Source organism: Rhizobium sp. AQ_MP, assembly GCF_014237835.1.
Taxonomy (GTDB): domain Bacteria; phylum Pseudomonadota; class Alphaproteobacteria; order Rhizobiales; family Rhizobiaceae; genus Allorhizobium.
Window position 1 is genome coordinate 40,802 of sequence record NZ_JACJVI010000005.1, and the last position, 13,501, is coordinate 54,302.

The following is a 13,501-nucleotide window of genomic DNA, read 5'->3' on the forward strand; positions in this document are numbered from 1 at the left end:
CTAACGTCGCTAATCTTCTGCCGTTGGAAGGAGGTCGCTATCCGGCGACTTCGCATGAGCGGTGGATATTTTTATGTATTTTTCAGAGGAGAGGGGCCAGAAGCACGCCGCTTCAGGCCTGGGACGCGCCAGACAGGGCCGCGTTCTGATTATCGAAGATTCCCGCGCAGTGTCGTCGGTCATGCGCCACCGACTCGAAGGGGAGGGCCTTTGCCGAGTGACCGAATGCGCCTCGGCCGAGGTATTCCGCGAGGTGATGCGCGGTGGCGGCACATTCGACGTTGCCATCGTCGATCTCAATCTGCCGGGTGCACTGGATGGCGAAGTCCTCGACGCCGTGATCGCCCATGATATCCCAGCCATCGTATTCACGGCCGATTTCAATCGTGATCTGCGTGAAAGGCTCCTTCGGAAGGGGGTCGCCGACTATCACGTGAAGAACAACGAGGGTGCCATCGACATGGTCGTGTCTTCGGTCCTGCGGCTGCTCGGCAATCGTGATGTCGGTGTCCTGGTCGTCGATGACGTTCCGTCGGCCCGTACGATGCTGGCCGACCTGTTGCGCGTGCAGAAGTTTCAGGTCTACGAGGCATCGACTGGCCATAGTGCCATGGACATCCTGGCCAGGCAGCCGCATGTCGAGCTGGTCATCACCGACTACAACATGCCAGACATGGATGGATACGAGCTGACATGCCGCATCCGTCGGGATCACAACAGCGACCGGTTGCGGATCATCGGAATTTCTTCGTCGTCAGACCGCCTTCTTTCGGCGAGTTTTCTCAAGGCCGGTGCGAATGACTTCGTTTATCGGCCCTATGTGGTTGAAGAACTTCAATGCCGTATCCAGCACAATATCGAGACGCTTGCGCAGCTCAGGCAGTTGCGGGTGGCTGCGTTCAGCGACTATCTCACCGGTCTGCCCAATCGCCGCTTCTTCTTTGACGACGGGCCGGCACAGGTGGCGGGTCGGCTGGAGCGGGGCGAGGCCTGCTGCATCGCGATGCTTGACATCGACCATTTCAAGAAGCTCAACGATACCTACGGACACGAGATTGGCGACAGGGTCTTGCAGGCCGTGGGCGCAAGGCTGGCGCGGCGGCTCGACGGCAGCGGCCATCTTCTCGCTCGGCTTGGCGGCGAAGAGTTCAGCGTGCTGATGTTGGGTCTCGATGTGGAGGCGGGGAGCGCGCTCTGCGAAACCCTGAGGCAGGATGTCGAGAGCCTGCGTGTCGCACTCGACGATCAGGACCTGAGTGTCACCATGTCGATCGGGCTTGCGGAAATCGCTGGCCACGAAAGCTTCAGTAACTATCTCGCCGCTGCCGATCAGTTGCTCTATCTGGCCAAAAGCTACGGTCGGAACCGGGTCTATTCCGAAACCATGCTCTCCTGAATTGGAACGATGCTACACTGGTCCCGCCCGAGGCGGGTGCCTATATGTGTGCGACCTCCCGCAGCCTCGGAGTGGCCTATGCCGCCAATCATTTCAATCAAATCTCTTTCCAAAACCTATTCGAACGGTTTCAGGGCGCTCGACGATGTCAGCTTCGACATCGAGGAAGGCGAGATCCTTGCCTTGCTTGGTCCCAACGGGGCCGGCAAGACGACACTGATCTCCATTGTCTGCGGCATGACCAATCCCAGCGGCGGGCAGGTGACCGTATCGGGCCATGACGTGGTCAAGGATTTTCGCAAGACCCGCGCCGAGATCGGCCTCGTTCCGCAGGAACTGACGACCGACATGTTCGAGACGGTCTTCAACACCGTGAGTTTTTCCCGAGGCCTGCATGGCAAGAGTCCTGATCCTGCCTATATCGAGCAGGTCCTGAAGGATCTCAGCCTTTACGAGAAGCGCAACAATGCCTTGCGCGAACTGTCCGGCGGCATGAAGCGCCGCGTACTGATCGCCAAGGCCCTGTCGCACGAGCCGCGCATTCTCTTTCTCGACGAGCCCACGGCCGGCGTAGATGTCGCGCTTCGCAAGGACATGTGGCAACTGGTCGAGCGTCTGAGAAAGACGGGCGTGACGATTATCCTGACGACGCATTACATCGAAGAAGCGCAGGAAATCGCCGATCGCGTCGGCGTCATCAATCGCGGAAAGCTGCTTCTGGTCGAGGAGAAGGCGGAGCTTATGCGCAAGCTCGGACGCAAGCAGCTGACGATCACGCTCACGGCGCCAATCCAGGCGATCCCCGAAAGCCTTGCCGGCTATGAAATGACGCTCGCAGAGGGCGGTCGTGAACTCGTCTACGATTATGAACTGGGAAGCGAAGACGGCGAGATTGCCCGGCTGCTGCTGGCAATCGACGCGGCGGGTTTGACGTTTGGCGATGTCTCCACGCGCCAGACCTCGCTCGAAGACATCTTTGTTTCGCTGATCGGAGAGGCCGCATGAACATTGAGGCGATCAAGTCCATCTATGTCTATGAGATGGCACGCACCCGCCGCACGTTGCTGCAAAGTGTCATCTCTCCGGTCCTTTCGACGGCGCTCTATTTTATCGTTTTCGGGGCTGCCGTCGGCTCCCGCATGGAAGAGATCGGCGGGGTGTCCTATGGTGGCTTCATTACACCAGGTCTGATCATGCTGGCGCTGATCACGCAGTGTGTCTCCAATGGTTCGGCAGGCATCTATTTCCCGAAGTTTACCGGGACGATCTACGAGATCCTGTCCGCTCCGATTGCCATGACCGAGATCCTGATCGGCTACGTCGGAGCTGCCGCCACCAAGGGCATGATGATCGGGCTTATCATTCTCGCGACGGCAATGTTCTTCGTCGAATTGCACATCGCCCATCCGGTGCTGATGCTGTTCTTCATGGTGCTGACCTCGATCACCTTCAGCCTGGCGGGCTTCATCATCGGCATTCTGGCGAAGAATTTCGAACAGCTGAGCCTCGTGCCGTCCCTGGTCGTGCCGCCGCTGACCTTCCTCGGCGGGACCTTCTACTCGATCGACATGCTGCCGCCCTTCTGGCAGGCGGTGAGCCATCTGAACCCGGTGCTTTATCTGGTCTCCGGTTTCCGGTGGAGTTTTTTCGAGATTTCAGACGTGCATCCGGCGATCAGCCTCGCCATGATCGGGATCTTCCTCGGCGGCTGCCTCGGCTTTCTCGCCTGGATCTTCAGGACCGGTTACAAGCTGAGACCCTGAGCCCAATCGCTCAGTCCCGCAGCCGCAGTTCGTCTGTCTGCATCTGCATGGAACTCAGGGTCGACAGGAAACTCATGCCGAGGAGGCTTTGATCCAGGCGCCCTTCTTCCAGGACGACGGCATCGACGTTTTGTCGGACGATTGGCCCAAGCCGGATTTCCGGAATGCGCAGCGGCGCCGCCGAGCCCCGTCCATTGGCCGTCAGCACGGTGCGGGTAAAGCTGAGGTCGCCCGGGTTGATGCCGATGCGCATGGCGTCTTCGTAGCGAAGGGCGACCGAGCTTGCGCCGGTATCGATCAGGACGGGTACGGTAACCGGACCGATGCCGACTTCGGTTTCGAAATGGCCACCGAGAACCTTGTGCAGCACGACTTCGGCGCGACCGTCCGCAGTCGAGACGGTGACGGCACGTCCCGGCATCAGTCCGGCGAGCACCCGTTCGCCGACGCTGCGGAAATCGTTGCGATAGAGATAGGCCGTGACGAGGGCGAGGGCGATCAGAACCCAGATCGCCATCTGGCGCATGCTCTGTCCGAGCTGCCGGCGGCCGAGAACAATACCAGCGGATATCATCAGCAGGATCGGCAGTGTTACGACCAGCCGGCCGAAATCTTCGTTGTCGATGCCAAAGCTTTGGCCGCTGTCGTGATTGACGATCAGGACGACAAGCCCGAGGCCCAGAATGGCAAGGCCGATGACGAAGCGCATCAGCCGCCCTCTCGCTCGCGGACCATGCGGGCCCGACGCGTTTCGCGACGCGGCTTGCGCTCGACGTTTTCAAGGCGGGCAGGAAGTTCAGCCATGATCGTGCGACGCTCAAGGCTCGAATAGCTGGTCCAGAGACCGATCTCCTCGCGCGTTCGTCCGCAACCGAAACAGTAGCCGGTCTTGTCATCGATCGAACAGACGAGAATGCAGGGGGATTCCATCGCGAGCCCTTTGGTTTCGCTTCTATATCGGCTTCCTAGATTGCGATGGCAAGGGTCAGCAGGAACGCGATCTCGCAGAGTTGTTGACTGGCGCCGATCGTGTCGCCCGTGTGGCCGCCGAGCCGCTTTTCGACATGCCGGGTGAAGGCTGAGACGGTGGCGGCCGCGATGAGGCCCGCGGCGAACCAGCCGTGAAAGGGAAGAGCCAGCAGGCCCAAGACAGCCGCGAGAACGGTGCCGAGAACAAGCGCCGTACGCACTGCGTCAGGATCTGGAGTTCCGGCAGCCGCCGCGACGCCATCGGTCCGCGCCGGGGGAAGGGACGACCAATGCCAGACCAGAAGTGCACGGCTAAAGGTGGCAGTCGCGAGGAGGGCGAGGGCCGCGGCCCAGCCGGGCAGGGCCTCGACAACGATGGCAAGAGAGGCGACACGCAGCGCAACGCCGAGAATGAGCGCAAGGGCGCCATAGGTGCCGATGCGGCTGTCCTTCATGATGGCGAGCGCCTTCTCACGGCTACGACCGCCGCCCAGGCCGTCGGCCGTATCCGAAAGACCATCTTCGTGCAAGGCGCCGGTCAGCACGATCTGCAGGGAAATGGTGACCAGCGCGACCAGGACCGGTTCCACCCCTGCCACCGACAGCAGCCCAAGGATCAGCGCGGCCGGCAGGGCGATGACTAGGCCGGCGAGAGGAAAGGCGGCCACCGTGCGTCTCAGGCTGCCGTCATAGCTGGCAAAGAAGCGGTTGGGCACCGGCAGGCGGCTCAGGAAGGAAATGGCACGCGCCGTTTCCGTGATGAGGTTGTCTAAGACCTGCATGGGTCCTTTCCGTTTCGTTCTCGACCGCCCGCGTCGCTTTTTTAAGTTGAGCGGCACGGGTCCGGTCATTATGAGAGAGGCCACAAAGCCTGATTTGCTGGAAGAATACAAGGAAGCCCGATCCATGAGCGTTACCGGCCTGCCATTCGATGATTTTCGCGCTCTGTTGCGCGACCTGCCGGGACCCAATACGGCGGCGCTGGTGGCGGCTCGGGAACGCGACAAGCAGCTGACCAAGCCGCCGGGCGCCCTTGGGCGACTGGAAGAGATCGCGATGTGGCTTGCTGCCTGGAGTGGACGGGCACCGGCCGTGAACCGGCCGCTCGTTGCCATTTTTGCCGGCAATCATGGTGTCACCAAGCACGGGATCACACCGTTTCCGTCTTCGGTGACCCAGCAGATGGTAGAGAATTTTGCAGCCGGTGGCGCCGCGATCAACCAGATCTGCGTGACCCACGATCTCGGCCTCAAGATCTTCGATCTCGCGCTCGATTACCCGACGGGCGACATCACCTGCGAGGCGGCCCTTTCCGAGCGCGATTGCGCGGCCACCATGGCGTTTGGCATGGAGGCGATTGCCGGTGGCACGGATTTGCTCTGCATCGGCGAGATGGGGATCGGCAACACGACCATTGCCGCGGCCATCAATCTCGCCCTCTATGGCGGCGAAGCGGAAGACTGGGTTGGTCCCGGCACGGGTTCCGAGGGGGATATCCTTGCCCGCAAGGTCGCTGCGGTGAAGCAGGCGGTTGCCTTCCATCGCGAGCACCTCTCCGATCCGCTGGAAGTGCTGCGCCGCCTCGGCGGTCGTGAAATCGCCGCCATGGCCGGCGCCATTCTGGCTGCCCGCATGGAGAAGATTCCGGTGCTGATCGACGGTTATGTCGCGACGGCGGCCGCGTCCATCCTGAAGGCGGCCAATCCGTCGGCGCTCGACCATTGCCTGATCGGCCATGTCTCGGGCGAGCCCGGCCATCTGAGGGCGATCGAGCGGCTTGGCAAGACGCCGTTGCTTGCGCTCGGCATGCGTCTGGGGGAAGGCACCGGCGCCGCACTTGCCGCCGGGATCGTCAAGGCTGCGGCTGCCTGCCATTCGGGCATGGCGACCTTCGAACAGGCCGGGGTATCCAACAAGTCCCATGAGTGATCGCAAGAAGAACGGCGGGACGGAACCGCTCGCATCGGCTGTCATACAGAAGAAAACTGGCATCGCACATCTGTTTGCGGCCGGCCAGTATTCGGCACAGGGTTTCAAACGCCTGATCCAGGAGGCGGCCTTCCGGCACGAGCTTCTCGCCTTCGTTGCCGGCCTTGTCATCTTCGGTCTTGTCGGGGCGAGCTTTGTCGAATTCCTCGGCTTCATCGTGCTGATGATGTTGATGTTCTGTGTGGAGGCGCTGAATACGGCGATCGAGGAATTGGTCGACCGCATTTCGCCTGAAATTTCGACGGTTGGGCGCAATGCCAAGGATCTTGGGTCCTTCGCTGTCTTCTGCCTGATCGTGGCCAATGGCGCCTTTGCGGCCTATGTGGTGATCAGCCGGCTGTTCTTCGCCTGATCAGGCGAACTGGCGGCGGCGCGGTTCCACCGCCTTGACCTCGGAAACAGCCGGCAGGCTCTCGAGCACGCGGCTCGATGGCAGGATGGCGATCACTTCCGTGCCTTCGCGCAGCTTGGATTTGAGCTTGAACTCGCCACCATGCTTGGCGAGGATCGCCTGGACGATCGGCAGGCCAAGGCCCGTGCCCTGTTCGGCGCTCTTGATCGCAATCGATCCCTGGCCGAAGGCGGAGAGCACGACGGGGATTTCGTTTTCCGGGATGCCCGGGCCGTTGTCGCGGATCGAGATGTATTGACCGCCGCCGGCCGTCCAGCCGGCCTTGACCATGATCTCGCCGCCCTGGGGCGTGAATTTCACGGCATTCGACAGAAGATTGAGGATTACCTGGCGCAGCGCCTTCTCGTCGGCCCAGAGCGAGGGCAGATCCCGCTCGAACTGCTGTTCGATTCGGATATTCTTCGATTTGGCGCGCAGTTGGATCATGCCGATGCAGTCCTCGGCGATCTCCAGCAGGGAGACGCTTTCCTCGCTCAGCTCGTATTTGCCGGCTTCGATGCGCGAGAGGTCGAGGATCTCGTTGATCAGTTCGAGCAGATGGCTCCCAGAGCGGTGAATGTCGCCCGCGTATTCCTTGTAGAGCGGGTTGTTGAGCGGTCCGAGGACTTCCGTCGCCATGACCTCGGAGAAGCCGAGGATGGCGTTGAGCGGTGTGCGAAGCTCATGGGACATGGAGGCCAGAAAGCGCGACTTTGCCATATTGGCCTCTTCCGCGCGGCGCCTTGCCTCGTCCGACAGGGACTTGGCCACCTCGAGCTCGGCGATCAGATCGTCCTTTTCCGTCTGGAATGACAGGAGCTTGACGTTGGCCTGGTGCAATCGGCTGGTGATGTAGATGAAGAAGATGAGAGCTGTGCTGAAGACGGCGGTCAGACCCAGGTCAAGAACGTTGCGGCTATCGATCGACAGGTAAGACAGTGCGACCACGGCTGGCAGGAAGCCGAACAGTACCGCCTGACGCAGCAGCATGCTGGCCATGGCTGAGATGGAGAGCGCCACGAGCAGGACGGCGCCCTTGTAGAAGGTGAACGCGGTCGGGTCGCAGCTCGCGCAGTCTTGCAATGCGAAGATTGCCGAGGACAGGCCCATGGCCATCTGGGAGAGGAGCAGGATGCGGCGCCACCTGTTCTGGTTTTCGGCCGTGATTTCCGTTCCGGATGCACGCTTGACAACAAAGATGCCGATGGCATGCATGGTCAATGCGAACAGGCCCCAAATCAGGAACTGGGGCTGGGACATGAAGTAGGCGCCGGAGGCGGCAATCAACAGAATGATGATCGGGATGACCGCTGCACCCTGCAGGCAGGCGGCGACATGCATTGCCAGGATTTCGGCGTCAAAGGCAGGCGAGGTACCCTGACCGGTCTGAAGGCGCTCACGCGTCGTACGGACAGCGCGCGTCGTTGCCCTGTTGCGACTGGTCCGCGTCAGGTCGAGAACGTTTTTGTCCGCCGATGTGTCTACGCCGTTACTCATTGCGTTGCAGTCTTCCGCGCCTTGAGGAACCCTAGCGCCGAATTCTTAAGAAGATCCTGTCGTGGAAGGATTTGTTTGCCATGTGTGAAAAGGATCTGTTGTTGAAATGGGTGGGAATGTGACCGGCAGCCTTCGGCGCCTGCGTGATCTTGGGCTTGGGCTCGCCATCCTGGCGCTCGCCCTGCTCATCATTGCGAAGCTCGAGAATGAACAGGCGCGCAGGTTTTCGGGTCCCTTCTTTGCCATTGACGGGGATACGCTGGGCTTCGCGGGGGAGCGATTGCGGCTTGAGGGGATTGATGCGCCCGAACTTGCTCAGTCCTGCCAGAGGGGAAATGAAGCCCCGTATCCCTGTGGCGAAGCGGCACGGGATGCCCTGCGATCATTCGTCTCCCAGAAGGGCTGGGAATGCAGCGGGACGCGGCGTGATCGCTATGGTCGTCTGCTCGTCGTGTGCAGGCGTGGCCTGACGGATCTCGGTGAAATGCTCGTGGCCTCCGGTGTTGCGGTGGCGGACGGACGTTATCTTGCTGCCGAGGCCGGCGCGCGCCAGGCAGGCGAAGGCATCTGGAGTGGGCACTTCGAGCGTCCTTCGGACTGGCGGAGACATCGCCAGATCCAGGAAACGGAACCGATTGGTCGGTTCGGTGCGTTTCTACCGCATTGGCTGACGCAGTGGTTCGAGGACTGAAGAATAGAATGACACCTGAAATCCCCGGTCCGCCGATGATGCCGCGGGGCGACCTGCCGCCGACAATTGATACACTCTCCTTGGCGATCGCCCGTTGTCGCATCTGTCGCGACTGTCCTGATGGCGGACCCGAACGGCGGATGCCACACGAACCACGACCTGTTGCCTGGCTCTCGGCCACCGCGCGCGTTCTTGTGGCCGGGCAGGCGCCGGGCCTTAGGGTGCATGAGACCGGGATTCCGTTCAACGATGCCTCCGGCGATCGCTTGCGGCAATGGCTGGGTATCGATCGAGAGACCTTCTACGACCGCAGCAGGCTGGCCATTGCTCCGATGGGCTTCTGCTTTCCCGGTTACGACGAGAACGGCCACGACCTGCCGCCGCGCCGGGAATGCGCCCCGCACTGGCGGCAGACTGTTATGGATGCGATGCCGCAGGTGCAGCTTATCCTGGCGATCGGTCAGTATGCGCAGGCCTGGCATCTTGGGCGATTGCGACGCAAGACCATGACCGAAACCGTTGCGAACTGGCGTGAGTCTTTGCTCGCCAACCGTGAGGGGCCTCGGGTGCTGCCGCTTCCGCATCCGAGCTGGCGCAACACGGGATGGCTGAAGCGCCATCCCTGGTTTGAAGCCGAAGTGCTTCCGGTGCTGCGCAGAGAAGTTTCCTTGTTGATAGGTTGAAATGATTTTCCATAATTTTTACCGGATCGGCTATATCAAGAAAAATCAGTTTTCTCAGGATGTGCCATGGACCGCCTCGACCGTAAAATTCTCCGTATCCTCCAGGAAGACTCAACGCTGGCTGTAGCCGATCTCGCCAAGAAGGTCGGTCTCTCGACCACGCCGTGCTGGCGCCGCATCCAGAAAATGGAAGAGGATGGCGTGATCCGCCGGCGCGTCGCGCTTCTCGATCCAGCCAAGGTCAACACCAAGGTGACGGTGTTTGTCTCGATCCGCACGTCCAGCCATTCGATCGAATGGCTGAAGCGCTTTTCGGAGGTTGTCTCCGAGTTTCCGGAAGTGGTCGAGTTCTACCGCATGAGCGGCGACGTCGATTACCTGCTGCGTGTGGTGGTTCCCGACATCGCGGCCTATGACGCCTTCTACAAGCGGATGATCGCCAAGATCGAGATCCGCGACGTCTCCTCTGCCTTTGCGATGGAGCAGATCAAGTACACGACGGAGCTTCCGCTCGACTACATGGTGCTCGACAACCAGAAGTCCCAGGAAGACTGAGGGGCGCCGTAGCGCCCCTTTTCATTTTTACTTCTCGAGGCGCGCCAGCAGCGACGACGTGTCCCAGCGGTTGCCGCCGAGTTTCTGTACTTCGCCATAGAACTGATCGACCAGTGCGGTGACCGGCAGGTTGGCGCCGTTGCGCCGCGCCTCGGTCAGGACAATGTCGAGGTCCTTGCGCATCCAGTCGACGGCGAAGCCGAAATCGTACTTGCCCTGGTTCATGGTCTTGTGGCGGTTTTCCATCTGCCAGGAGCCAGCGGCGCCCTTGGAGATCACTTCCACCACCTTCTCGATGTCCAGCCCGGCCTTCTTGCCGAAATGCACCCCTTCGGCCAGTCCCTGGACGAGGCCCGCGATGCAAATCTGGTTGACCATTTTGGTCAGCTGGCCGGCGCCAGCCGGACCCATCAGGCCGACCATGCGGGCATAGGCGTCGATCACCGGGCGGGCCTTCTCGAAGGTGGCTTCGTCGCCGCCGCACATGACTGTCAGCACGCCGTTTTCGGCGCCGGCCTGGCCGCCGGAGACGGGCGCGTCGATGAAGCCGCAGCCCCGGGCGGCCGTTGCTTCGGCCAGTTCGCGCGCGACCTCGGCCGAGGCAGTGGTGTTGTCGATCAGGATTGCGCCTGCCTTCATGGCGGCAATCACACCGTTTTCGCCCGTTGTCACCGAGCGCAGGTCGTCGTCATTGCCGACGCAGGTGAAGACAAAATCGGCCCCTTCAGCGGCCTCAGCCGGTGTCAGACCATGGCTGCCGCCGAACTTGGCGACCCAAGCTTCAGCCTTGGCGGTCGTCCGGTTGTAGACCTTCACCTCGTGGCCACCCTTGACCTTCAGGTGACCTGCCATGGGAAAACCCATGACCCCCAAACCGATGAATGCGACCTTTGCCATTTCGTCCTGCCTTTGAGATTTCGCCGAGGCCACAGGCATAAAGCAGGTTGCGCTTCGGGGAAAGGTCGCTGGCTCCTGCTTCGAGCGGGCACCGCTAGCCCAGGCCTGGAGGTTTCGGCAGCTCACCATCCAGACGTTTGGACCGCTCGCCGAGCGAGTCGGAAATATCCTGCCAGATGCGTCGCAGCCGGCGCACATGCAAATCGTCGGCGATCCAGCCCAGCATGTGCTCTACTCGCGCCTTCACGTTTGCTGGCTCGATGCCGAGCTTCTCGCGGAACCAGCGGCAGAATTCGTCGGGATTCGCTGCCGGCTTGATCGATTGTTGATCGACCATCAGCAGTTGAACGCCGCCAGTGGTGCAGACATCACGCAGATTCTGGGTTGGTGCAATCAGCACGCCTGCCAGAAGCAGGTCGAACTCATCGGGGCTGTCGCTGGTCTCCGATCCGGTCTTGCGAAAGTCGATCGCTCTCTCGAGATCAAAAATCGTGCGGATCTGAAGTTCACGAAGAACGAGGAACTTTTCGAGCCCGACAAGGTGACAGAGCTGGGCTTGTGCAATCCAGTCGACGGCCTGGTAGATGCCGTAGGGTGTTTCGATATGCAGCATGATGGGGTTGTAGGTGGCGAGGCCCTGGACGTCGTAAATTCCAGACTCCTGCAGGCGAAAACGCGTGGCATAGTCGATACCGTCGAGGGCGTCGAGCGGCGTGATCCGCGTGACCTTGTTGAAGCGGTCATCATCCATTTTCACCCATGAGATCAGGGATTGCAGGCGCAAGATCACGAACTTCGATGCGCTGTCGGGGAGATAGCCCAGTACCGGCGCGAGAAGGAGCCAGATATGTGACACCTCCGGGAGCTGTGTGGGTGTCGGCGCCCGGGGAAGTGCTGCGTCGCCCCCTGTGTCGGCCACGATGCGAATCCCCAATGTGGGATCCGGAATGGCGCGGTAAGCTGCGACGATGAACACAACGGATACGATCGTTTCCACGGCGTAGCGGAGAAACGTGATCGGAGAGAGGTCGAAGGCCGCCAACCCACGCATAAAGCCACGAATGGCTGCCAGATAGGCTCCGGCGAAGGCAAGGCCGGCGATCAGATAGAGATCTGCCGTCATCGTGGAGGATAAGGTCGTGCCACAAGCGATAAGGCAGGGCGACGAAGTCTTATGAGACAATCCGCGCAGAAGCGCATCCGCCCCGTAGTAGGTCACGATCATCATGCCGGAGGACGTGATCAGCAGGCGAAGATCGCTCCAATCCAACAGCTTCGTGCTGGCGATGAAGTCGTCAATCTCCTCGATGGGAGTCTGCCTGGTTGCGGTTGGATCCTTCTTCTTGGGTCTGGAAATGCCCTGGACATATTTGGAGCGCACGAATTCGACGGATGGGTTGATGTAGCTGTTTTCGCCGGACCGATCCTGCGGCGGTTTCGCCGTTTCGGGATACGAGGTGAGGAAATCTCTTATGACGAGCAGGCGCCTCTGTCGCATCTCGTTTCGTGCGTAGATGAACAGGACGGGCGTCAGTACCGCGAGCGCCAGCGCATAACCATTGGGAGCGCATCCCTCGATGCCCCCGATTCCGAGCCAGATCTGCAGGCAATTCACGATATTGCTGATTTCCATCTTGGCGCCCCCTGCCTGTCGGGAAGAAGAGCAGGAGGAGCCGGCGATGACTACAAATCGTCTGCGCGCATAGATTGCAAATGCAATCTATGCGAGAAAAATTATCGCTTTTTCGCGACGACCAGATGGCCCGGCGACGGATTTCCATCCTGCATGCGGACATTGATGTCGGTGATCTCGATGAGTTCGAAACCGGTCTCGGTCAGGCGCTCACGCACGTAAGTCTCGGCATGGACGAAGCGCTGGTGCGGGCCGACGATGAACGGACGACCGTTCATGACCTCGTCCGCCATGGTCTCGGAAGAGAAAATGAAGATCCCGCCGTCGGTCATGTTTTCGGCGGCGCCGAAGAACAAAGGTTCGAGCGCGCCTAGATAGGGCAGAACGTCGGTGGCGGTGACGAGGTCGAAGGGCTCGTCGTCGTTGTCTTCCAGAAAGTCCTCGAGTTCGGCGACATAGAGGGTCTCGTAGAGATCCTTCTCGTGGGCGATCTCGACCATCTTTTCGGAGATGTCGATGCCGGTCATGTCGTCCACCATGTCGCGCAGCGCGCCGCCGGTGAGGCCGGTGCCGCAGCCGAGGTCGAGCAGCCGCTTGAACGGGCCGAGCCCGAGGGCCTGCAGCCGCTGGCGCACCATCATCGGCACGCTGTAGCCGAGCTGTTCGACGAGGATGTCCTCGAAAGCCTCGGCATGTTGGTCGAAGAGGGTCTCGACATAGGCGTCGGGCGCCCGGGGCGGGGCCTCGCCACGGCCAAGCGCTGCAATGCGGACGGAGGCACCACCGTGATCGTCCGGATCAATGGCCAGCACTTCCTCATAGGCCTGGACGGCGGCGTCGATGTCGCCTGCCTTTTCGAGCGCCAGTGCACGGTTATAGGCTTCCGCCAGGGCTTCTTCGTCGATCTTGGCCATACTGGCCTCCTGTTCTTGCGGCCGGTCGAGCGGCCTTTGCCGGTCGTCTAGCGGGTCGGGCCCGGATTGGCAATGAAAAGGGAACCCGGTGCTGCGCATTCCTGTTTTGGGCACATGGAGCAA

At 60.9% G+C, this 13,501-nt stretch carries 15 protein-coding genes; 8 read left to right on the forward strand and 7 right to left on the reverse strand.

Annotated elements, in window-relative coordinates; genetic code table 11:
• The first annotated feature begins 73 nt into the window (after positions 1 to 73).
• From H6M51_RS09895 to H6M51_RS09905, 3 genes are all read left to right on the forward strand, one after another.
• Positions 74 to 1,396 (forward strand): diguanylate cyclase, encoded by a 1,323-nt coding sequence (locus tag H6M51_RS09895; RefSeq protein ID WP_185809700.1) that lies wholly within the window; start codon positions 74 to 76, stop codon positions 1,394 to 1,396.
• A 78-nt stretch (positions 1,397 to 1,474) separates the two neighbouring features.
• A complete protein-coding gene (locus H6M51_RS09900; RefSeq protein ID WP_185809701.1) occupies positions 1,475 to 2,401 on the forward strand; it encodes an ABC transporter ATP-binding protein in 927 nt (308 codons plus the stop codon).
• Positions 2,398 to 3,159, forward strand: coding sequence for an ABC transporter permease (locus H6M51_RS09905; protein WP_185809702.1), 762 nt, complete (start codon positions 2,398 to 2,400; stop codon positions 3,157 to 3,159). The genes H6M51_RS09900 and H6M51_RS09905 overlap by 4 nt, the downstream gene beginning before the upstream one ends.
• A gap of 10 nt (positions 3,160 to 3,169) precedes the next feature.
• Here the strand turns inward: H6M51_RS09905 and H6M51_RS09910 are convergent, their stop codons facing one another.
• The 3 genes from H6M51_RS09910 to H6M51_RS09920 are packed head-to-tail and all read right to left on the reverse strand — an operon-like array spanning position 3,170 to position 4,910.
• On the reverse strand, positions 3,170 to 3,871 hold the full coding sequence (locus tag H6M51_RS09910; protein WP_185809934.1) for a TIGR02281 family clan AA aspartic protease: 702 nt from the start codon (positions 3,869 to 3,871) through the stop codon (positions 3,170 to 3,172).
• The gene (locus H6M51_RS09915) at positions 3,868 to 4,089 is read right to left on the reverse strand and encodes a DUF1289 domain-containing protein (protein ID WP_185809703.1); all 222 of its coding nucleotides are present in this window, start codon (positions 4,087 to 4,089) and stop codon (positions 3,868 to 3,870) included. The genes H6M51_RS09910 and H6M51_RS09915 overlap by 4 nt, the downstream gene beginning before the upstream one ends.
• A 35-nt stretch (positions 4,090 to 4,124) precedes the next feature.
• The gene (locus tag H6M51_RS09920) at positions 4,125 to 4,910 is read right to left on the reverse strand and encodes an adenosylcobinamide-GDP ribazoletransferase (protein ID WP_185809704.1); all 786 of its coding nucleotides are present in this window, start codon (positions 4,908 to 4,910) and stop codon (positions 4,125 to 4,127) included.
• 124 nt (positions 4,911 to 5,034) lie between these two features.
• Between H6M51_RS09920 and cobT the strand changes: the two genes are divergently transcribed.
• On the forward strand, positions 5,035 to 6,057 hold the full coding sequence (cobT, locus tag H6M51_RS09925) for a nicotinate-nucleotide--dimethylbenzimidazole phosphoribosyltransferase (protein WP_185809705.1): 1,023 nt from the start codon (positions 5,035 to 5,037) through the stop codon (positions 6,055 to 6,057).
• Positions 6,050 to 6,469, forward strand: coding sequence for a diacylglycerol kinase (locus H6M51_RS09930; RefSeq protein ID WP_185809706.1), 420 nt, complete (start codon positions 6,050 to 6,052; stop codon positions 6,467 to 6,469). The genes cobT and H6M51_RS09930 overlap by 8 nt, the downstream gene beginning before the upstream one ends.
• Here the strand turns inward: H6M51_RS09930 and H6M51_RS09935 are convergent, their stop codons facing one another.
• Positions 6,470 to 8,005 (reverse strand): HAMP domain-containing sensor histidine kinase, encoded by a 1,536-nt coding sequence (locus tag H6M51_RS09935; protein WP_185809707.1) that lies wholly within the window; start codon positions 8,003 to 8,005, stop codon positions 6,470 to 6,472.
• Positions 8,006 to 8,123: 118 nt separating this feature from the next.
• Here H6M51_RS09935 and H6M51_RS09940 point away from each other — a divergent pair, with 118 nt between their 5' ends.
• From H6M51_RS09940 to H6M51_RS09950, 3 genes are all read left to right on the forward strand, one after another.
• A complete protein-coding gene (locus H6M51_RS09940) occupies positions 8,124 to 8,696 on the forward strand; it encodes a thermonuclease family protein (RefSeq protein WP_185809708.1) in 573 nt (190 codons plus the stop codon).
• Between the two features lie 38 nt (positions 8,697 to 8,734).
• Positions 8,735 to 9,379, forward strand: coding sequence for a uracil-DNA glycosylase family protein (locus H6M51_RS09945; RefSeq protein WP_246780482.1), 645 nt, complete (start codon positions 8,735 to 8,737; stop codon positions 9,377 to 9,379).
• 66 nt (positions 9,380 to 9,445) lie between these two features.
• Positions 9,446 to 9,934 (forward strand): Lrp/AsnC family transcriptional regulator, encoded by a 489-nt coding sequence (locus H6M51_RS09950; RefSeq protein ID WP_185809710.1) that lies wholly within the window; start codon positions 9,446 to 9,448, stop codon positions 9,932 to 9,934.
• 27 nt (positions 9,935 to 9,961) lie between these two features.
• On the opposite strand, the gene H6M51_RS09955 is transcribed toward H6M51_RS09950, so the two are convergent.
• The 3 genes from H6M51_RS09955 to H6M51_RS09965 all read right to left on the reverse strand — a co-directional run bounded on the left by H6M51_RS09955 (position 9,962) and on the right by H6M51_RS09965 (position 13,378).
• Positions 9,962 to 10,831 (reverse strand): NAD(P)-dependent oxidoreductase, encoded by an 870-nt coding sequence (locus H6M51_RS09955; RefSeq protein WP_185809711.1) that lies wholly within the window; start codon positions 10,829 to 10,831, stop codon positions 9,962 to 9,964.
• Positions 10,832 to 10,925: 94 nt separating this feature from the next.
• Positions 10,926 to 12,464 carry a hypothetical protein gene (locus H6M51_RS09960; RefSeq protein WP_185809712.1) on the reverse strand — a complete coding sequence of 513 codons (1,539 nt, stop codon included), beginning with the start codon at positions 12,462 to 12,464 and terminating at the stop codon, positions 10,926 to 10,928.
• 101 nt (positions 12,465 to 12,565) lie between these two features.
• On the reverse strand, positions 12,566 to 13,378 hold the full coding sequence (locus tag H6M51_RS09965; RefSeq protein ID WP_185809713.1) for a methyltransferase domain-containing protein: 813 nt from the start codon (positions 13,376 to 13,378) through the stop codon (positions 12,566 to 12,568).
• Positions 13,379 to 13,501 lie beyond the last annotated feature (123 nt).